At 72.1% G+C, this 17,980-nt stretch carries 22 protein-coding genes; 19 read left to right on the forward strand and 3 right to left on the reverse strand.

Annotation, left to right across the window (positions count from 1 at the left end; translation table 11 throughout):
* Positions 1-54 precede the first annotated feature (54 nt).
* Entirely contained in the window at positions 55-1,656 is a 1,602-nt protein-coding gene (locus tag ACF08N_RS29565; protein WP_392327773.1) for an oxidoreductase, read from the reverse strand.
* Between the two features lie 202 nt (positions 1,657-1,858).
* Between ACF08N_RS29565 and hisD the strand changes: the two genes are divergently transcribed.
* From hisD to hisF, 8 genes are read left to right on the forward strand one after another with little or no spacing between them, the layout of a single operon-like run.
* Positions 1,859-3,181, forward strand: coding sequence for a histidinol dehydrogenase (gene hisD / locus ACF08N_RS29570; RefSeq protein ID WP_392327774.1), 1,323 nt, complete (start codon positions 1,859-1,861; stop codon positions 3,179-3,181).
* Positions 3,178-4,320 (forward strand): histidinol-phosphate transaminase, encoded by a 1,143-nt coding sequence (locus tag ACF08N_RS29575; RefSeq protein WP_392327775.1) that lies wholly within the window; start codon positions 3,178-3,180, stop codon positions 4,318-4,320. The genes hisD and ACF08N_RS29575 overlap by 4 nt, the downstream gene beginning before the upstream one ends.
* A complete protein-coding gene (hisB, locus tag ACF08N_RS29580; RefSeq protein ID WP_392327776.1) occupies positions 4,317-4,910 on the forward strand; it encodes an imidazoleglycerol-phosphate dehydratase HisB in 594 nt (197 codons plus the stop codon). The genes ACF08N_RS29575 and hisB overlap by 4 nt, the downstream gene beginning before the upstream one ends.
* 4 nt (positions 4,911-4,914) lie before the next feature.
* Positions 4,915-5,082 (forward strand): hypothetical protein, encoded by a 168-nt coding sequence (locus tag ACF08N_RS29585; RefSeq protein WP_392327777.1) that lies wholly within the window; start codon positions 4,915-4,917, stop codon positions 5,080-5,082.
* On the forward strand, positions 5,079-5,720 hold the full coding sequence (gene hisH / locus ACF08N_RS29590) for an imidazole glycerol phosphate synthase subunit HisH (RefSeq protein WP_392327778.1): 642 nt from the start codon (positions 5,079-5,081) through the stop codon (positions 5,718-5,720). The genes ACF08N_RS29585 and hisH overlap by 4 nt, the downstream gene beginning before the upstream one ends.
* The gene (gene priA, locus ACF08N_RS29595; protein WP_392327779.1) at positions 5,720-6,454 is read left to right on the forward strand and encodes a bifunctional 1-(5-phosphoribosyl)-5-((5-phosphoribosylamino)methylideneamino)imidazole-4-carboxamide isomerase/phosphoribosylanthranilate isomerase PriA; all 735 of its coding nucleotides are present in this window, start codon (positions 5,720-5,722) and stop codon (positions 6,452-6,454) included. Before hisH ends, priA begins: the two co-directional genes overlap by 1 nt.
* Positions 6,451-6,864: a RidA family protein gene (locus ACF08N_RS29600; RefSeq protein ID WP_392327780.1), complete on the forward strand. Its 414-nt coding sequence runs from the start codon at positions 6,451-6,453 to the stop codon at positions 6,862-6,864. Before priA ends, ACF08N_RS29600 begins: the two co-directional genes overlap by 4 nt.
* Positions 6,861-7,616, forward strand: a complete 756-nt coding sequence (gene hisF / locus ACF08N_RS29605; RefSeq protein WP_392327781.1) for an imidazole glycerol phosphate synthase subunit HisF — start codon at positions 6,861-6,863, stop codon at positions 7,614-7,616. Before ACF08N_RS29600 ends, hisF begins: the two co-directional genes overlap by 4 nt.
* A 222-nt stretch (positions 7,617-7,838) precedes the next feature.
* On the opposite strand, the gene ACF08N_RS29610 is transcribed toward hisF, so the two are convergent.
* A complete protein-coding gene (locus ACF08N_RS29610) occupies positions 7,839-7,976 on the reverse strand; it encodes a hypothetical protein (protein ID WP_392327782.1) in 138 nt (45 codons plus the stop codon).
* 155 nt (positions 7,977-8,131) lie between these two features.
* Positions 8,132-8,764, reverse strand: a complete 633-nt coding sequence (locus ACF08N_RS29615; protein WP_392327783.1) for a TIGR03085 family metal-binding protein — start codon at positions 8,762-8,764, stop codon at positions 8,132-8,134.
* A gap of 83 nt (positions 8,765-8,847) precedes the next feature.
* On the opposite strand from ACF08N_RS29615, the gene hisI reads away from it, so the two are divergent.
* The 11 genes from hisI (at position 8,848) to lgt (ending at position 17,973) form a co-directional block, all read left to right on the forward strand.
* On the forward strand, positions 8,848-9,213 hold the full coding sequence (hisI, locus tag ACF08N_RS29620) for a phosphoribosyl-AMP cyclohydrolase (RefSeq protein ID WP_392327784.1): 366 nt from the start codon (positions 8,848-8,850) through the stop codon (positions 9,211-9,213).
* Positions 9,214-9,224: 11 nt separating this feature from the next.
* Complete coding sequence (locus tag ACF08N_RS29625; RefSeq protein ID WP_392327785.1) at positions 9,225-10,721, forward strand: anthranilate synthase component I; 1,497 nt, start codon at positions 9,225-9,227, stop codon at positions 10,719-10,721.
* Between the two features lie 14 nt (positions 10,722-10,735).
* Positions 10,736-11,374, forward strand: a complete 639-nt coding sequence (locus ACF08N_RS29630) for a TIGR02234 family membrane protein (RefSeq protein WP_392327786.1) — start codon at positions 10,736-10,738, stop codon at positions 11,372-11,374.
* 103 nt (positions 11,375-11,477) lie between these two features.
* Complete coding sequence (locus ACF08N_RS29635) at positions 11,478-11,732, forward strand: HGxxPAAW family protein (protein WP_392327787.1); 255 nt, start codon at positions 11,478-11,480, stop codon at positions 11,730-11,732.
* 86 nt (positions 11,733-11,818) lie between these two features.
* A complete protein-coding gene (locus ACF08N_RS29640) occupies positions 11,819-12,451 on the forward strand; it encodes a DUF2752 domain-containing protein (protein WP_392327788.1) in 633 nt (210 codons plus the stop codon).
* Between the two features lie 112 nt (positions 12,452-12,563).
* Positions 12,564-13,373 carry an indole-3-glycerol phosphate synthase TrpC gene (gene trpC, locus ACF08N_RS29645; RefSeq protein WP_392327789.1) on the forward strand — a complete coding sequence of 270 codons (810 nt, stop codon included), beginning with the start codon at positions 12,564-12,566 and terminating at the stop codon, positions 13,371-13,373.
* Positions 13,374-13,380: 7 nt separating this feature from the next.
* Entirely contained in the window at positions 13,381-13,620 is a 240-nt protein-coding gene (trpM, locus tag ACF08N_RS29650) for a tryptophan biosynthesis modulator TrpM (protein WP_392327790.1), read from the forward strand.
* A gap of 211 nt (positions 13,621-13,831) precedes the next feature.
* The gene (gene trpB, locus ACF08N_RS29655; RefSeq protein ID WP_392327791.1) at positions 13,832-15,124 is read left to right on the forward strand and encodes a tryptophan synthase subunit beta; all 1,293 of its coding nucleotides are present in this window, start codon (positions 13,832-13,834) and stop codon (positions 15,122-15,124) included.
* Complete coding sequence (gene trpA, locus ACF08N_RS29660; protein WP_392327792.1) at positions 15,121-15,936, forward strand: tryptophan synthase subunit alpha; 816 nt, start codon at positions 15,121-15,123, stop codon at positions 15,934-15,936. Before trpB ends, trpA begins: the two co-directional genes overlap by 4 nt.
* 63 nt (positions 15,937-15,999) lie before the next feature.
* Positions 16,000-16,848, forward strand: a complete 849-nt coding sequence (locus tag ACF08N_RS29665; RefSeq protein ID WP_392327793.1) for a DsbA family protein — start codon at positions 16,000-16,002, stop codon at positions 16,846-16,848.
* A gap of 126 nt (positions 16,849-16,974) precedes the next feature.
* Positions 16,975-17,973: a prolipoprotein diacylglyceryl transferase gene (gene lgt / locus ACF08N_RS29670; RefSeq protein WP_392327794.1), complete on the forward strand. Its 999-nt coding sequence runs from the start codon at positions 16,975-16,977 to the stop codon at positions 17,971-17,973.
* Positions 17,974-17,980: the final 7 nt, after the last annotated feature.

Raw genomic sequence — 17,980 nt, forward strand, 5'->3', positions numbered from 1 at the left:
GAAAGGTTGCTCGGGAGCAGGTCAAGACAGCGTAAAGAAACGCTCCTTCACGCCTCATCCGCGGCGCAGCAGACGGGAGGCTCCCGCCGCCACCGTGGTCGCCAGAATCCACCCGAGAAGCACCAGTGCCGCCGAAGCCCATTGCCAGTGCGAGTCAAGTCTCCAATAGCCGTCCTGGCCGAGATTGATCACCGGAATGAGCAGATCCAGCGCATACAGAGCCGGATTCCATTCGGGGTGTTCCTCTTTTTTGATCGGCTCCGGGGCCACCTGCGCGAAAGCGATCGCTCCCGCCGCCCACAGCACCGCCATCCACAGCGCCGCCCGCCCGGGCCGGTAGCCGTACGCCACGGTCCAGTCCTGGATATAGCCCCACAGCTTCGCGGCCAGCGGCAGCGTCTCCCGTCGCCGGCGCTGCTTTGCCAGCAGCACTTCGCGGGCGTCCGCGTCCTCGCCGCTGTTGCGCAGCACCGTCGCGAGCCGTTCGTACGGCTCCGGGGAGTACTCCGGCGTCGCCGAGGCCACCCACTCCAGCCGGCGCGACAACGGGAAGTCCTCGTACGGGACGAGGTTCTCGTAGACGAAGCCGCCCATCGCCAGACCGCCCGGCCCCGGCCAGCTCGCCGCGAGGTCGATCAGCGTCACCACCTTGGCGCCGTTCAGCACGACCCGGCCCTCCTCGGGGCGCTCCGCGTTGAACCGCAGCTCCGGTGTCGTGATCCGGCGCAGGGACAGCTCCTCGTGGGGACTCAGCACGAACCGCGCGCGGTTCAGGTCGACCGCGTCACCGAACCGCCCGTCGTCCAGACGCACCCCGCCGTAGCACTCGAAGGGCTGGAGCCGCGACCCGCGCGCCGGCGTCCCCGCGGCGTTGATCCCGAACGGGGGAGTGGCGCCCTGGTTGCCGGTGGCGACGCTCACCCAGGCGCCCGTCATGTACAGCGTGCGCTCCACGCTCAACTGCGGTGCGTTCAGCGCGCGCCGCTCCGCGGCGGCCCGCAGCCGGCTGCCCCGCAGACTGAGCGAGACCCCGATCTTCGCGCCGCGCAGGCTGAACTCCCCGTAGGTCTCGATCAGTTCGGCCTGTAAGTCCTGGGCGACCGACATGCCGTCCGCGGTGATCGCGCGCCCGCGGCGGTCCGGACGGACATGGATCTGGTTGATCAGCAGGTCCGTGCCGATCTGCGCGTCGGTGAGCCGGATGCCGTGCTCCACCCGGCACCGCGGCATGTGGAGATCGCCCTCCGTGCGCAGCCGCGCGGCCTCGACGCGCGGGATCGCGCAGCTGACCAGGCGCACGGTCGTGAAGTGCGCCTCCGGCATCAGCAGCTCGTTCTCGAAACGGCAGCCGTGGAGCTCCACGTAGGGGCCGATGCTGCCGCCGGCGAGCTTGAGCGTGCCGGTGATCTGGACGCCGCGGAGCTTGAGCGCGGCGACCCGGCCCGGCCGCGCGGACGGCCCGTTCAGCAGCAGACGCGCCACGGTGGACGCGCGGACGCTGCGCTCGGGGCCCCAGGGGCGGGGGGAGAACGGATCGTTCAGCAGGGGATCGGTGTCGCTGAGGTCGTACGTGCTTCCGTTTCTGAAGGCGTTCCACATGTGCTGCTCGGTCGGGCTCAGTCCCTCCGGGGGCCCGTCGTCAAGCGGCTCGGTCACTGCCGCTCCTCCGCTCGTTGGCTCGTACAGCTGTTCTTCCCGCTGAGTGACGGCCTGAACGCTAGTGGTGATGGTCGGCCGGAGATGACGGGGGTGGCTGTTTTTGGCCTCCGGGAGGCATGGGAGGCGGGTGACGGGCGCTTCCGTATCAGCCACTGATACGGAAGACAACCGCCGGATCCAGTCTGAGAGAATTGGTCTCGTGATCTCTCGAATCGATCTGCGCGGCGACGCCCTCCCGGAGGGTGGCGCTCTGCGCGACCTGCTGCCCCGTGCCGAGTTCGACGTGGAAGCCGCACTGGAGAAAGTGCGGCCGATCTGCGAGGCCGTGCATCATCGTGGCGACGCGGCGCTGATCGAGTACGCGGAGACCTTCGACGGAGTGATCCTCGACCAGGTGCGGGTGCCCGCCGCCGCCCTGACCCGGGCGCTGGCGGAGCTCGACTCCGAGGTCAGGGCCGCCCTGGAGGAGTCGATCCGGCGCGCCAGGATCGTCCACCGCGCCCAGCGCCGCAAGGACCACACCACGCAGGTCGTCCCCGGCGGCACCGTCACCGAGAAGTGGGTCCCCGTCGACCGCGTCGGGCTCTACGCCCCCGGCGGCCGGTCCGTCTACCCCTCCTCCGTGATCATGAACGTGGTGCCCGCGCAGGAGGCCGGCGTCCCGTCCATCGCGCTGGCGTCCCCCGCGCAGAAGGAGTTCGGCGGCCTTCCCCACCCCACGATCCTCGCGGCGTGCGCGCTGCTCGGCGTCGACGAGGTGTACGCGGTCGGCGGCGCCACCGCCGTCGCGATGTTCGCGTACGGCACCGAGTCCTGCCCCGCGGCCAACATGGTCACCGGCCCCGGCAACATCTGGGTCGCCGCGGCCAAGCGGTACTTCACCGGCCGCATCGGCATCGACGCCGAGGCCGGCCCCACCGAGATCGCGATCCTCGCCGATGCGACGGCCGACCCGGTGCACGTCGCCGCCGACCTGATCAGCCAGGCCGAGCACGACCCGCTGGCCGCGGCCGTGCTCGTCACCGACTCCGAGGAGCTCGCCGCCGCGGTCGAGCGCGAGCTGGGGCCGCAGGTCGCGGCCACCAAGCACGTCGAGGACCGGATCAAGCCGGCCCTCGCCGGCCGTCAGTCCGCGATCGTCCTGGTCAGCGGGCTGGACGACGGCCTCAAGGTCGTCGACGCGTACGGCGCCGAGCACCTGGAGATCCAGACTGCGGACGCCTCCGACGTCGCGGCCCGCGTCCGCAACGCCGGCGCGATCTTCGTCGGCCCGTGGGCGCCCGTCTCCCTCGGCGACTACGCCGCCGGCTCCAACCACGTCCTGCCGACCGGCGGCTGCGCCTGCCACTCCTCGGGCCTGTCCGTGCAGTCCTTCCTGCGCGGCATCCACATCGTGGACTACACGCGCGACGCGCTCGCCGAGGTCACCCACCACGTGGTGACGCTGGCCGATGCGGAGGACCTCCCCGCGCACGGGGCGGCGATGAAGGCCCGGTTCGGCTGGAAGGTGCCGGGACAGTGAGCGAGAACATCGGAAACACCCCCTCGTCCCCTTGGGACGAACTGCCGATCCGGGACGAGCTGCGCGGCAAGTCCCCCTACGGGGCGCCCCAGCTCGACGTCCCCGTCCGGCTGAACACCAACGAGAACCCGTACCCGCTGCCCGAGCCGCTCGTCGAGCGCATCGCCGAGCGGGTCCGCGACGCCGCCCGCGGGCTCAATCGCTACCCCGACCGCGACGCGGTCGAGCTGCGCACCGAGCTCGCCGCCTATCTCACCCGCACCACCGGACACGAGGTCGGCCTCGCCAACGTCTGGGCCGCCAACGGCTCCAACGAGGTCATCCAGCAGCTGCTGCAGACCTTCGCCGGACCGGGCAGGACCGCCATCGGCTTCGAGCCGTCGTACTCCATGCACGGCCTGATCTCCCGCGGCACCGGCACCGGCTGGATCTCCGGCCCGCGCAACGACGACTTCACCATCGACGTCGGCGCGGCGCAGGCCGCCATCGCCGAGCACCGCCCCGACGTCGTCTTCGTCACCACGCCCAACAACCCCACCGGTTCCGCGGTCGACGCCGACACCGTCCTCGCGCTGTACGAGGCGGCGCAGGCGGCCAAGCCGTCCCTCGTGGTGGTGGACGAGGCGTACGTGGAGTTCAGCCACCACCCCTCGCTGCTGCCGCTGATCGAGGGCCGGCCGAACCTGGTGATCTCGCGCACGATGTCGAAGGCGTTCGGCGCGGCCGGGCTGCGTCTCGGCTACCTCGCCGCCCACCCCGCGGTGGTCGACGCCGTCCAGCTGGTGCGCCTGCCGTACCACCTGTCCGCCGTCACCCAGGCCACCGCGCTGGCCGCCCTGGAGCACACCGATACGCTGCTCGGGTACGTCGAACAGCTGAAGACCGAGCGGGACCGGCTGGTCGACGAGCTGCGCGCCATCGGCTACGAGGTCACCGACTCCGACGCCAACTTCGTGCAGTTCGGGCGGTTCGACGGCGAGGGCGGCGCCCACGCGGTGTGGCAGAAGATCCTCGACCGGGGCGTCCTGGTCCGTGACAACGGCGTACCGGGCTGGCTGCGGGTCACCGCCGGCACGCCCCAAGAGAACGACGCGTTCCTCGATGCGGTTCGCGCACTGAAGAAGGAGCAGAGCTCATGAGCCGCACTGGACGGGTCGAGCGCACCACCAAGGAGACCTCCGTCGTCGTCGAGATCGACCTCGACGGCACCGGCAAGGTCGACGTCGCCACCGGCGTCGGCTTCTTCGACCACATGCTGGACCAGCTCGGCCGGCACGGTCTGTTCGACCTGACCGTCAAGACCGACGGCGACCTGCACATCGACACCCACCACACCATCGAGGACACCGCCCTCGCACTCGGCGCCGCCTTCAAGCAGGCCCTCGGCGACAAGGTCGGCATCTACCGCTTCGGCAACTGCACCGTGCCGCTGGACGAGTCCCTCGCGCAGGTCACCGTCGACCTCTCGGGCCGCCCGTACCTGGTGCACACCGAGCCCGAGAACATGGCGCCGATGATCGGCAGCTACGACACGACGATGACCCGGCACATCCTGGAGTCCTTCGTCGCCCAGGCGCAGATCGCCCTGCACGTCCACGTCCCGTACGGGCGCAACGCGCACCACATCGTCGAGTGCCAGTTCAAGGCCCTTGCCCGCGCCCTGCGCTACGCCTCGGAGCGCGACCCGCGCGCCGCCGGCATCCTCCCCTCCACGAAGGGCGCGCTCTAACACGATGACCGGCCTGTCCACCATCCTCATCGTCGTCGGGCTGTTCCTCGCCGGCGGTGTGTACTCCTTCTCCAAACAGAAGATGCCCAAGGGGCCCATCGTGCTGCTGGCCGCGGCCTCCGCGATGTGCCTGGTCGCCGGCATCCTGCGGATTCAGGGGATCTGGCAATGAGCGCACAGAAGAAGGTCGTCGTCTTCGACTACGGCTTCGGCAACGTCCGTTCGGCCGAGCGCGCCCTCGCGCGCGTCGGCGCGGACGTCGAGATCACCCGCGACTACGACAAGGCCATGAACGCCGACGGACTCCTCGTCCCCGGCGTCGGCGCCTTCGCGGCCTGCATGGAGGGCCTGACCGGGGCCCGCGGCCACTGGATCGTCGACCGCAGGCTCTCCGGCGGCCGGCCCGTCATGGGCATCTGCGTCGGCATGCAGATCCTGTTCGCGCGCGGCATCGAGCACGGTGTGGAGACCGACGGCCTCGACGAGTGGCCCGGTACCGTCGGGCCGCTGAAGGCCCCGATCGTGCCCCACATGGGCTGGAACACCGTCGACGCGCCCGCCGACAGCGAGCTCTTCGCCGGGCTCGACGACGACGCGCGGTTCTACTTCGTGCACTCCTACGCGGTGCACGAGTGGAACTTCGAGGCCACCAACGCCGCCATGCGCGCGCCCAAGGTCACCTGGGCCACGCACGGCGAGCCCTTCGTCGCCGCCGTCGAGAACGGCGCGCTGTGGGCCACCCAGTTCCACCCCGAGAAGTCCGGCGACGCCGGCGCCCAGCTGCTGACCAATTGGATCGAGACGCTCTGATGCCGAAGCTTGAACTCCTCCCCGCAGTCGACGTCCGTGACGGCCAGGCCGTCCGACTCGTCCATGGCGAGTCCGGTACGGAGACCTCCTACGGCTCGCCGCTGGAGGCCGCCCTCGCCTGGCAGCGCGCGGGCGCCGAGTGGCTGCACCTCGTCGACCTGGACGCCGCCTTCGGCACAGGCGACAACCGCGACCTGATCGCCGAGGTCGCAGGGAGCATGGCGGATCACGGCCTCAAGGTCGAGCTGTCCGGCGGCATCCGCGACGACGCCTCCCTCGAGGCCGCGCTCGCCACCGGCTGCCGCCGCGTCAACCTGGGCACCGCCGCGCTGGAGACCCCCGAGTGGGTCGCCAAGGTCATCGCCCAGTACGGCGACCGGATCGCCGTCGGCCTCGACGTGCGGGGCACCACCCTGCGCGGCCGCGGCTGGACCCGCGACGGCGGCGACCTGTACGAGACCCTGGCCCGCCTCGACTCCGAGGGCTGCGCCCGGTACGTCGTCACCGACATCGCCAAGGACGGCACGCTCCAGGGGCCCAACCTGGAGCTGCTGAAGAACGTCTGCGCCGCCACCGACAAGCCCGTCGTCGCCTCCGGCGGCGTCTCCTCCCTCGACGACCTGCGCGCGCTGGCCGCCCTGGTGCCCGAGGGCGTCGAGGGCGCGATCGTCGGCAAGGCGCTGTACGCCAAGGCGTTCACGCTGGAAGAGGCCCTCGCGGCGGTGTCCGTATGACGGACGACGTACGCCGGGTCGGCTCGGGCGGTCCGTGGGAGGAGTCCTTCGGCTACTCCCGCGCCGTCCAGCTGCCGAACGGCCTCGTCCTCGTCTCCGGCTGCACGTCGATCGTCGGCGGCGAGATCTCCGCGGGCGGACCGTTCGAGCAGACGACGACCGCCTTCGGAGTGGCGATCGACGCACTGAAGCAACTCGGCCTCGGCGTCGAGGACGTGGTGCGGACCCGTATGTACATCACCCATGCCCGGGACGTGGACGAAGTGGGCCGCGCACACAAGGAGTTGTTCGGCGCGGTCCGTCCGGCCGCGTCGATGCTCATCGTCTCCGGCTTCATCGACCCCTCGCTCGTCGTCGAGGTCGAGGTCGAGGCGTACCGGGCCACCGGAACCGAAGGAGGTGCCGCATGACTCTCGCGGTCCGTGTGATCCCCTGCCTGGACGTCGACGCCGGCCGGGTCGTCAAGGGCGTCAACTTCCAGAACCTGCGCGACGCGGGCGACCCCGTCGAGATGGCCAAGCTGTACGACGCCGAAGGCGCCGACGAGCTCACCTTCCTCGACATCACCGCCTCGTCCGGAAACCGGGAGACCACCTACGACGTGGTGCGCCGCACCGCCGAGCAGGTCTTCATCCCGCTCACCGTCGGCGGCGGGGTGCGCAGCGCCGAGGACGTCGACAAGCTGCTGCGGGCGGGCGCCGACAAGGTCGGCGTCAACACCGCGGCCATCGCCCGCCCCGACCTGATCCGCGAGATCGCCGAGCGGTTCGGCCGCCAGGTGCTGGTGCTGTCCGTCGACGCACGGCGCACCGCTTCGGGGTCGTTCGAGGTCACCACCCACGGCGGCCGCAAGGGCACCGGCATCGACGCCGTCGAGTGGGCGCACCGGGCCGCCGAGCTGGGCGCCGGCGAGATCCTGCTCAACTCGATGGACGCCGACGGCACCAAGGACGGCTACGACACCGAGATGATCGCGGCCGTGCGGAAGCACGTGACGATCCCGGTGATCGCGTCCGGCGGCGCCGGCAAGCTGGCCGACTTCCCGCCGGCCGTCGAGGCGGGCGCGGACGCGGTGCTCGCCGCCTCCGTGTTCCACTTCGGCGATCTGCGGATCGGGCAGGTCAAGGACACACTGCGGGCGGCGGGCCACCCGGTCCGCTGACCCTGCGGCGAAGGGGTCCCGGGAACACGTCCCGGGACCCCTTCGGCATGTCCTGCCCCCTGCGCCGGCGGATGCGTCGAACGCCCACACCGTCCCGCCCCGAGACGTACCGTGGGTCCGCGCCGAGACCGACGGTCCCGAGGGGATGATGCGCGGTGCCCGGGACCACCCGGACGATCACGGCTGCCGAACGGCGGGCCCGCCTCGGCATCCGCCACCTCCTCAGCCCGGGCGGCGCGCGCCGAGGACGCCACCGAGGCCCTGGTCGCCCTGCACGCCACCGATCCCGCCACCGTCCCCCCAGGGGCTGTCCGGATGCGCATCACCGACGCGGCCGACGTCGAACTGCGCCGGACGCATCCACCACCGGCTGCTCACCGACGCCGGCGGCGAGGCCCGCGCCGCCGTCGAGCGGGAGGCCCGCCTGCTGGCGGACCGGCTCGGCGACGTCCGCGTCACCCAGCTTCCGCACCCCGCTGGAACGCGGGCTCGCCTCGTGGGTCCGCCAAACAGCCCTATACGCCGAGCTCGGCCCTGCGCACCCGTGCGATCGCGTCCGTGTCGCCCTCCAGGTCCACCCGCGCGGCTTCCTGACGTCCGAAGGCGAACAGCGTCAGCTCGCCGGGCTCCCCGGTCACCGTCACCACCGGCGTCCCGCGATGTGCCACCGCCGTCTGCCCGTCCGGTCTGCGCAGCACCAGACCCACCGGCGCCCTGCGCCCCAGCAGCCGCGCGCCCTTCTCCAGCCGCGACCACAGCACGTTCTCGAAGACCTTGTCGAGATCGCGCGGCGTCCAGTCCGGCTGCGCCCTGCGCACGTCCTCGGCGTGGACGAAGAACTCGATCGTGTTCGCCGCCTCGTCGACCTGCTTGATCGCGTACGGAGACATCCGCGGCGGACCCGTACGGATCAGCTGGACCAGCTCGTCGTACGGCTTCGCCGCGAATTCCGCCCGGATCCGATCCGCACGGTCCTTGAGCGCCTTGATCAGGATCCCGCCCGCGGCGTCAGGCCGGCGCTCGCGCATCACCACGTGGGCCGCGAGTTCCCGGGTCGTCCAGCCGTGGCACAGGGTCGCGGCCTCCGGCCCCGCCGCCTCCAACAGGTCGGCGAGCAGAAGTCGTTCACGCTTCGCATGGGTCGACATGCTCGCCAGCGTACGGCCGCCGCGCCGGGTCCGCCCAGTGGACGCACCGTCCGGGCCACCCCGCGGCACGGCACAATGGGCGCATGACCAGCAGTGTCCCCGCCAGTGGCCTCGACCCCGCCATCGCCGCCCGCCTCAAGCGCAGCGCCGACGGCCTCCTCCCCGCCATCGCCCAGCAGTACGACACCGGTGAGGTGCTGATGCTCGGCTGGATGGACGACGAGGCACTGCACCGCACCCTGACCACCGGCCGCTGCACCTACTGGTCCCGCAGCCGCCAGGAGTACTGGGTCAAGGGCGACACCTCCGGCCATGTCCAGCACGTGAAGTCCGTCGCCCTGGACTGCGACGCCGACACCGTGCTCGTCAAGGTCGACCAGGTCGGCGCCGCGTGCCACACCGGCGCCCGGACCTGCTTCGACGCCGACGTCCTGCCGCTCGGCAAGTAGGGTCTGCCGCCATGGATCTCGAGACCTTCCGGAAGCTGGCCGCCGACCGCCGTGTCATTCCCGTCAGCCGCCGCCTGCTCGCGGACGGCGACACACCCGTCGGGCTCTACCGCAAGCTCGCCGCCGAGCGCCCCGGCACGTTCCTCCTGGAGTCCGCGGAGAACGGCCGCTCCTGGTCGCGCTACTCGTTCATCGGCGTACGCTCCGACGCGACGCTCACCGTCCGCGACGGCGAGGCGCACTGGCTCGGCGTCCCGCCCGTCGGCGTCCCCACCGGCGGCGACCCGCTCGCCGCCCTGCGCGAGACCGTGCAGACGCTCCACACCCCGCGCGACCTCGCGTCGGGCATGCCCCCCTTCACCGGCGGCATGGTCGGCTACCTCGGCTACGACATCGTGCGCAGGCTCGAGAAGATCGGCCCCGGCGAACGCGACGACCTGCGGCTGCCCGAGCTGACGATGCTCCTCACCTCGGACCTCGCCGTGCTCGACCACTGGGACGGCACCGTCCTGCTGATCGCCAACGCGATCAACCACAACTGCCTCGACACCGGGGTCGACGAGGCGTATGCCGGAGCCGTCGCGCGCCTCGACGCCATGGAGGCCGACCTCGCCCGGCCGCTCGCCTCCGAGCCCGCCGCGCTGCCGCCCTCCGAACTGCCCGAGTTCTCCGCGCTGTGGGGCGGGCGGGACTACCAGGACGCCGTCGAGGACATCAAGGAGCGCATCCGGGCCGGTGAGGCGTTCCAGGTTGTCCCCTCCCAGCGGTTCGAGACCCCGTGCGCGGCGAGCGCGCTGGACGTCTACCGGGTCCTGCGGGCCACCAACCCCTCCCCGTACATGTACCTCTTCCGCTTCGAGGGGTTCGACGTCGTCGGCTCCAGCCCCGAGGCGCTGGTCAAGGTCGAGGACGGGCACGCCATGGTCCACCCGATCGCCGGCACCCGCCCGCGCGGTGCCACTCCGCAGGAGGACCACGACCTCGCCGAGGAACTGCTCGCCGACCCCAAGGAACGCGCCGAGCACCTGATGCTCGTCGACCTCGGCCGCAACGACCTGGGCCGCGTCTGCGAACCCGGCAGCGTCGAGGTCGTCGACTTCATGTCGATCGAGCGGTACTCCCACGTCATGCACATCGTCTCCACCGTGACCGGCAAGGTCGCCGAAGGCCGTACCGCCTTCGACGTCCTCACCGCGTGCTTCCCCGCGGGCACCCTGTCCGGGGCGCCCAAGCCCCGCGCGATGCAGATCATCGACGAGCTGGAGCCCTCGCGGCGCGGGCTGTACGGCGGCGCCGTCGGCTACCTCGACTTCGCGGGCGACTCCGACACCGCCATCGCCATCAGGACCGCGCTGCTGCGCGACGGCACGGCGTACGTCCAGGCCGGAGCGGGTGTCGTCGCCGACTCCGACCCGGTCGCCGAGGACACCGAGTGCCGCAACAAGGCGGCGGCCGTGCTGCGCGCCGTCCACACCGCCAACCGGCTGAACGGCGCGGCGGGACGGTAAGGGATAGTGGACGCGTGAGTGCCGTACCCGTACCCCAGCCCCGCGCCGCCGCGGCGGCCGCCCCGAGCGACAGCCGTCGCAGCCTCGCCGCGGCCCTGCTCCTCGGCGCCGCCGGCGCGACCGTCGTCCTGCTCGCCGCCGGGCAGGTCTGGGCCGAGGGCCACGCGTCGGTCGGCGGCGGAACCGTTTCGCTCGAAGCCGACGGCGGGGACGTCACGGGCGTGCCCACCGCCCTCGCGATCGTCGGACTCGCCGCGCTCGTCGCCGTCTTCGCCGTCCGCAGCGCGGGCCGCGTCGTCGTCTCCGGACTCCTCGCACTCAGCGGTGCGGGCGCGGCGCTGGCCGCGCTGCTGGGCGCGTCCGACAGCGACGCGCTCGACGAGAAGGCGGCGCGCACCACGGGCGACGCCGCCGCGACGGTCGACGCGCTCACGCACACCGCCTGGCCCTACGCGACCGCGGCCGGCGGCCTGTTGATCCTGCTCGCCGGGGTGCTGGCGCTGCGGTACGGCAGGCAGTGGCCCGCCATGTCCGGCCGCTACGAGCGCGACGGGACCCCGCGTCCCCGCAAGGCGCCCGTCGTGGACCCCGACCGGCCCGAGGACCTCTGGAAGGCGCTGGACCGCGGCGAGGACCCGACGCGCGAAGGGTGACCCCAGCTCACCGCGCGTGTTGTCGTACGGGACAATGACAGCGAGCGTCCGGCTCAGCACGAGCACCAGCTCACGACAGCGCATCACACACGAGGAGCAACTCATGGCGGGCAGCAGCCACGGACACACCCCGGCCGCCTGGACCGGTGTCACCCTCTCCTTCATCGGCTTCTGCGTCGCAGGTGTCTTCATGGTGGCGGACAACCCGGTCGGCTTCTGGGCCGGTTCGGGCCTCATCGCACTCGGCGCGATCGCCGGCGGCGCCATGAAGATGGCCGGCCTCGGCACGCCGAAGGAGCCGGAGGACGTCGTCCAGGCCAGGGCTCGCGCGGCCGAGCAGGAGCGGGCGACCGCGTGACGCGGTGACGATCCGACACACGAAGCGGCGCAGCACGGTACGACGACCGGGCTGCGCCGTTCTGCTGGAACGGTGACAATCACAAAATGACCGCGCCGCACCACCCTTCGCCCCGGACTCCCGCCCCCGCGTCCACGCCGGGGGCGGCTGCCCAGGAGCCCGCCACGCCGCCGCGGGCGGCCGCTGCTGCGCCGGGTACGCCGCCCGGTCCGGCCGCATCGGCCACGCACGGGCGCGCGACGGTGTCCGGCGACTGGGCCGGGTCCGCTGCGGCGCAGTGGGGGCCGGGCGCGGTGCCCGTGAGCGGGCGGCCCGCCCCGCGCGGGACGGCGCGGCGCGTGGCCGTGCCCCTCGCCGTGCTCAGCGGCGTCGTCGCCGCCTTCGCCTACGTCGGCGCCGTCGACCCCAACGAGCCCGGTCACTACCCCGTCTGCCCCCTCCTCCGCTTCACCGGCATCTACTGCCCAGGCTGCGGCGGCCTCCGCAGCGCCCACGCCTTCGTCCACGGCGATCTGGCCACCGCCCTCGGCGCCAACGCCGCCGCCGTCGTCGGCTACGCCGTCTTCGCCGCCGTCTGGGCCGTGTGGCTGGTTCGCGCCGTTCGGGGCAGGCCGATGCGGGTCGGTCTCGCCCCCGGCTGGTGGTGGGTCATGGGCGGCGCCCTGCTGATCTTCAGCGTGGTGCGGAACCTGCCGTTCGGATCCGCGCTCGCTCCATGAAGTCCCAGGTAGTGGGACAGCGGCCGACCGGATGAGGACCTCGGGCCCTGCTGCGGATACCATCGAGTTGGCTGATCCTTAACCATCACCGTCCCGGAAGGGGGCCGCTCGCGTGAGTGTGCTCGACGAGATCATCGAAGGTGTGCGCGCCGACATGGCCGAGCGGCAGGCGCGTGTCAGCCTCGACGAGCTCAAGGAGCGCGCCGCCAAGGCTTCCGCGGCCAAGGACGGCGTGGCCGCCCTGCGCGGTGAGGGCGTCAAGGTGATCTGCGAGGTCAAGCGCTCCAGCCCCTCCAAGGGCGCGCTCGCCGCGATCGCCGACCCGGCGGGGCTCGCCGCGGACTACGAGGCAGGCGGCGCGGCCGTCATTTCCGTGCTCACCGAGCAGCGCCGCTTCGGCGGATCGCTCGCCGACCTGGAGGCCGTACGGGCCAAGGTCGACATCCCGGTGCTGCGCAAGGACTTCATCGTCACCGCGTACCAGCTGTGGGAGGCGCGCGCGTACGGCGCCGACCTGGCGCTGCTGATCGTCGCCGCGCTGGAGCAGGAGGCGCTCGTCTCGCTGATCGAGCGCGCCGAGTCCATCGGCCTCACCCCGCTGGTCGAGGTGCACGACGAGGACGAGGTCGAGCGTGCCGTGGACGCCGGCGCCAAGATCATCGGCGTCAACGCCCGCGACCTGAAGACGCTCAAGGTCGACCGCTCCACGTTCGAGCGGGTCGCTCCCGAGATCCCGGCGCACATCGTCAAGGTCGCCGAGTCGGGCGTGCGCGGTCCGCACGACCTGATCGCCTACGCCAACGCGGGCGCGGACGCCGTGCTCGTCGGCGAGTCCCTGGTCACCGGCCGCGACCCCAAGTCGGCGGTTGCCGACCTGGTGGCGGCGGGTGCCCATCCCGCGCTGCGGCACGGGCGGGACTGACCCCGAGATGACCGCCGTCCGCCGCCGACCGACCCCGGGCTCGCGCCCGGGTGCCCTTGGCGTGCCCGCGGCGGCGGTGACACCGGCGTGCGGCCCGTACGCGCGCCTGGCCCGCGGCTGCCGGCCGCGCGGCTGCCGTGCGCCGGCGAGGCGGGTGCACGGCCGGCGGGTGCGGTACGTCATCGGCGACGAGCCGGGCCAGGTCAACGGGATGCGATGGCGCGCCACGGCGCGCGCGGGCCTCTAGACCCGCTCTCTCCCACCCAGCCCTGAAACCCAGCCGGGCTTCGGCCGGGGCCCCGTACCGCGCTGCGCGCGGTGTCCTCACGCTCCTCCTGAGAGGGTCCGGGGGAGCCCCGGTCACGGGAACGGGCGGGGAGAGGACCCCGCGCCGCGCATCCGACGCCCTGACACACCCACATCCGGGGCCCCGCCCCGACACAAGGAGCAGCGTCGCCATGTCCAGCGACTACTTCATCCCCGACCCCGAGGGTCGCGTCCCCAGCCCCGCCGGCTACTTCGGCGACTTCGGCGGGAAGTTCATCCCCGAGGCCCTCGTCGCCGCCGTCGACGAGGTCGCGGTCGAGTACGAGAAGGCCAAGTCCGACCCCGCCTTCGCCGCCGAGCTCGGCGAACTCATGGTCAACTACACCGGTCGTCCCAGCGCCCTCACCGAGGTGCCCCGCTTCGCCGAGCACGCCGGCGGCGCGCGCGTCTTCCTCAAGCGCGAGGACCTCAACCACACCGGCTCGCACAAGATCAACAACGTGCTGGGCCAGGCACTGCTCACCCGGCGCATGGGCAAGACCCGCGTCATCGCCGAGACCGGAGCCGGTCAGCACGGAGTGGCCACGGCCACCGCCTGCGCCCTGTTCGGCCTCGAGTGCACCATCTACATGGGCGAGATCGACACCCGGAGGCAGGCGCTCAACGTCGCCCGCATGCGGATGCTCGGTGCCGAGGTCGTCGCCGTGAAGTCCGGCAGCCGCACCCTCAAGGACGCCATCAACGAGGCGTTCCGCGACTGGGTCGCCAACGTCGACCACACCCACTACCTCTTCGGCACGGTCGCGGGCCCGCACCCCTTCCCCGCGATGGTGCGCGACTTCCACCGGGTCATCGGTGTCGAGACCCGGCGCCAGATCCTGGAGCGCGCCGGCCGCCTCCCCGACGCCGCCGTGGCCTGCGTCGGCGGCGGGTCGAACGCCATCGGCCTCTTCCACGCCTTCATCCCGGACACGGACGTCCGCCTGATCGGCTGCGAGCCGGCCGGGCACGGCATCGAGACCGGGGAGCACGCGGCCACCCTCACCGCCGGCGAACCGGGCATCCTGCACGGCTCCCGTTCCTACGTCCTCCAGGACGACGAGGGCCAGATCACCGAGCCGTACTCGATCTCGGCCGGCCTCGACTACCCGGGCATCGGCCCCGAGCACTCGTACCTCAAGGACACAGGCCGCGGCGAGTACCGCGCGGTCACGGACGACGCCGCCATGCAGGCGCTGCGGTTGCTGTCCCGTACCGAGGGCATCATCCCCGCCATCGAGTCGGCGCACGCGCTGGCCGGTGCGCTGGAGGTCGGCCGCGAGCTCGGCAGGGACGGACTGATCGTGGTCAACCTGTCCGGCCGCGGCGACAAGGACATGGACACCGCCGCCCGCTACTTCGGGCTGTACGACACCGACGCCCAGGTCGAGGCCGACGCCTCCGCCGACAACGGCGCCGCCGAGATCCAGGGGGACGTGAAGTGAGCGGCACCATCCAGCTTCTGAGCGACACGCTCGCGGCGGCGAGGAACGAGAACCGGGCCGCGCTCATCGCCTACCTGCCCGCCGGTTTCCCGACCGTCGAGCTCGGCATCGAGGCCGTCAAGGCAGCCTTCGACGGCGGCGCCGACGTCGTCGAGGTCGGTCTGCCGCACAGCGACCCGGTCCTCGACGGGCCGGTCATCCAGACCGCCGACGACATCGCCCTGCGCGGCGGTGTCCGTATCGCCGACGTGATGCGCACGGTCCGCGAGGCCCATGCGGCGACGGGCAAGCCGGTGCTGGTGATGACGTACTGGAACCCGATCGACCGCTACGGCGTGGAGCGGTTCACCGCCGAGCTCGCCGAAGCGGGCGGAGCCGGGTGCATCCTGCCCGACCTCCCGTTCGAGGAGGCGGGCCTGTGGAGGGAGCACGCCGAGAAGCACGGTCTCGCCACCGTGTTCGTCGTCGCTCCGAGCAGCAAGGACGAGCGCCTCGCCAAGATCACGGCGGCGGGTTCCGGCTTCGTCTACGCGGCCTCCCTGATGGGCGTCACGGGCACCCGTGAGTCGGTTGGCGCCCAGGCCCAGGACCTGGTGGCCCGCACTCGCGCCACCACCGACCTGCCCGTCTGCGTCGGACTCGGTGTGTCCAACCCGCAGCAGGCCGCCGAGGTCGCCTCCTTCGCCGACGGCGTGATCGTCGGCTCCGCCTTCGTCAAGCGGATGCTGGACGCGCCGGACGACACCGCGGCCGTCGACGCCGTACGGGAACTGGCGGGCGATCTCGCCCGGGGGGTGCGCGGCACCGCGTAGCTCGTACGGGTGGATGTGGGACCGGGGAGGCGTGCCCACGCCTCCCCGGTTCGTTTGCGGTTTGTGAGCGAGAACCAAGAACGTCAGCGGACCGCACGCGAGCGGCTCCAGCAGGAACGGGCACGGGACCGGGCGCGCGAGAAGCGCAGGCGGACCCTGATCGTGGCCTCGGCCGTGGTCGGAGTCCTCGGCCTGGCCGCCGTCGTCGGCCTGATCGCGGCGAACAGCGGCAAGGACGAGGACGGCTCGTCGGAGGCCGGTCCGCTCTCCGCGCCGAGCGGTGCGCAGGGCGAGGAGCAGCTCGCGATCCCGGTCGGCGCGAGCGACGCGCCCTCCACCCTCACGGTGTGGGAGGACTTCCGCTGCCCGGCCTGCGCCCAGTTCGAGAACGCCCTGCGGGACACGATCCACGAGATGGTGCGGGCGGGCAAGATCAAGGTCGAGTACCACCTCGCCACCCTCATCGACGGCAACATGGGCGGCAGCGGCTCCCTGCGCGCGGCGAACGCCGCGGCCTGCGCCCAGGACGCCGGAAAGTTCCCCGCGTACCACGACGTGCTGTTCGTCAACCAGCCGCCGGAGCCGGACGACGCCTACGCGAAGAACGACCGGCTCATCGAGCTCGCAGGCAAGGTCCCGGGCCTGGACACGCCCGCCTTCCGCAGCTGCGTGGAGGACGGCAAGCACGACAGCTGGGTCGTGAAGTCCAACGAGGCCTTCCAGAAGGGCGGCTTCCGCGGCACACCGACGGTGCAGCTCAACGGCGAATCGATCTTCCCGACGAAGGGCAAGGAGCAGATCTCCGTGGCCAACTTCAAGAAGTGGGTCGAGGAGGCGAACAAGGGCAAGAAGCCCGGCACGCAGCAGCCCACGGCGGACACCGGCGCGTCCCCGGGCGCGCCGGCCTCCTGACCGCGCCCGTCACCGCGGTGGCGCGCCCGTGGCCTGTCCGTACGACCGCGGGTGGGCGCTCGTTACCCAGACGTTGCCGGGTGGGTTGCCGTACGTCCCACCCGGCACGGTAGCGTCGGTGCTGCCATGGACATCGCCTACATTCCCAGCCCGTCGACCGGAGTGGTGCATCTCGGACCGCTTCCGCTGCGCGGCTATGCCTTCTGCATCATCATCGGCGTCTTCGTAGCCGTCTGGTTCGGCAACAAGCGCTGGGTCGCCCGGGGCGGCAAGGCCGGCACCGTCGCCGACATCGCTGTCTGGGCCGTGCCCTTCGGCCTCGTCGGCGGCCGGCTCTACCACGTGATCACCGACTACCAGCTGTACTTCAGCGAGGGTGAGAACTGGGTCGACGCCTTCAAGATCTGGGAGGGCGGCCTCGGTATCTGGGGCGCGATCGCGCTGGGCGCGGTCGGCGCCTGGATCGGCTGCCGCCGCCGGGGCATCCCGCTCCCGGCGTGGGCCGACGCCCTCGCACCCGCGATCGCCTTCGCCCAGGCCATCGGCCGCTGGGGCAACTGGTTCAACCAGGAGCTGTACGGCAAGCCCACCGACCTGCCCTGGGCCCTGAAGATCACCGAGGGGCCGAACCGCGAGGCGGGCCTCTACCACCCGACCTTCCTCTACGAGTCCCTGTGGTGCATCGGCGTCGCGCTGCTCGTGATCTGGGCCGACCGCCGCTTCAAGCTGGGCCACGGCCGGGCGTTCGCGCTCTACGTCGCCTCCTACTGCGTGGGCCGCGGCTGGATCGAGTACATGCGGGTCGACGAGGCGCACCACGTGCTGGGCCTGCGGCTGAACGTGTGGACCTCGATCGTGGTCTTCCTGCTGGCCGTGATCTACATGGTGATCTCGTCCCGGCTGCGCCCGGGCCGTGAGGAGATCGTGGAGCCCGCGGCGGTGGACCTGACCAAGAAGGCCGGGGACGCGAACGCCGAGCGCGCCGAGAGTTCGGAGGGCACCGACGGCGACGGCGTCGCGGCCGCGGACGCCGGGCCGGCGGGCGACGCGACCACCGACGCCGAGGGGACCGTCGACGCCGACGGGGACGCGCCCACGGACGCCAGACCGGCCGGCAAGGGCTGACGCCGGA

Origin of the sequence: Streptomyces sp. NPDC015127 (assembly GCF_043080095.1) — a bacterium.
Classification (GTDB): Bacteria; Actinomycetota; Actinomycetes; order Streptomycetales; family Streptomycetaceae; genus Streptomyces.

Bases quoted from the DNA above. Each gene is read 5' to 3' on its own strand.
- ACF08N_RS29600 (WP_392327780.1), top strand. From the start codon at position 6,451: ATGACGGACGACGTACGCCGGGTCGGCTCGGGCGGTCCGTGGGAGGAG.
- lgt (WP_392327794.1), top strand. From the start codon at position 16,975: ATGGACATCGCCTACATTCCCAGCCCGTCGACCGGAGTGGTGCATCTC.
- ACF08N_RS29585 (WP_392327777.1), top strand. From the start codon at position 4,915: ATGACCGGCCTGTCCACCATCCTCATCGTCGTCGGGCTGTTCCTCGCC.
- trpM (WP_392327790.1), top strand. From the start codon at position 13,381: ATGACCGCCGTCCGCCGCCGACCGACCCCGGGCTCGCGCCCGGGTGCC.
- ACF08N_RS29640 (WP_392327788.1), top strand. From the start codon at position 11,819: ATGACCGCGCCGCACCACCCTTCGCCCCGGACTCCCGCCCCCGCGTCC.
- ACF08N_RS29625 (WP_392327785.1), top strand. From the start codon at position 9,225: ATGGATCTCGAGACCTTCCGGAAGCTGGCCGCCGACCGCCGTGTCATT.
- priA (WP_392327779.1), top strand. From the start codon at position 5,720: ATGCCGAAGCTTGAACTCCTCCCCGCAGTCGACGTCCGTGACGGCCAG.
- hisH (WP_392327778.1), top strand. From the start codon at position 5,079: ATGAGCGCACAGAAGAAGGTCGTCGTCTTCGACTACGGCTTCGGCAAC.
- trpB (WP_392327791.1), top strand. From the start codon at position 13,832: ATGTCCAGCGACTACTTCATCCCCGACCCCGAGGGTCGCGTCCCCAGC.
- hisI (WP_392327784.1), top strand. From the start codon at position 8,848: ATGACCAGCAGTGTCCCCGCCAGTGGCCTCGACCCCGCCATCGCCGCC.
- hisB (WP_392327776.1), top strand. From the start codon at position 4,317: ATGAGCCGCACTGGACGGGTCGAGCGCACCACCAAGGAGACCTCCGTC.
- ACF08N_RS29615 (WP_392327783.1), bottom strand. From the start codon at position 8,764: ATGTCGACCCATGCGAAGCGTGAACGACTTCTGCTCGCCGACCTGTTG.
- ACF08N_RS29635 (WP_392327787.1), top strand. From the start codon at position 11,478: ATGGCGGGCAGCAGCCACGGACACACCCCGGCCGCCTGGACCGGTGTC.
- ACF08N_RS29610 (WP_392327782.1), bottom strand. From the start codon at position 7,976: ATGCGTCCGGCGCAGTTCGACGTCGGCCGCGTCGGTGATGCGCATCCG.
- hisF (WP_392327781.1), top strand. From the start codon at position 6,861: ATGACTCTCGCGGTCCGTGTGATCCCCTGCCTGGACGTCGACGCCGGC.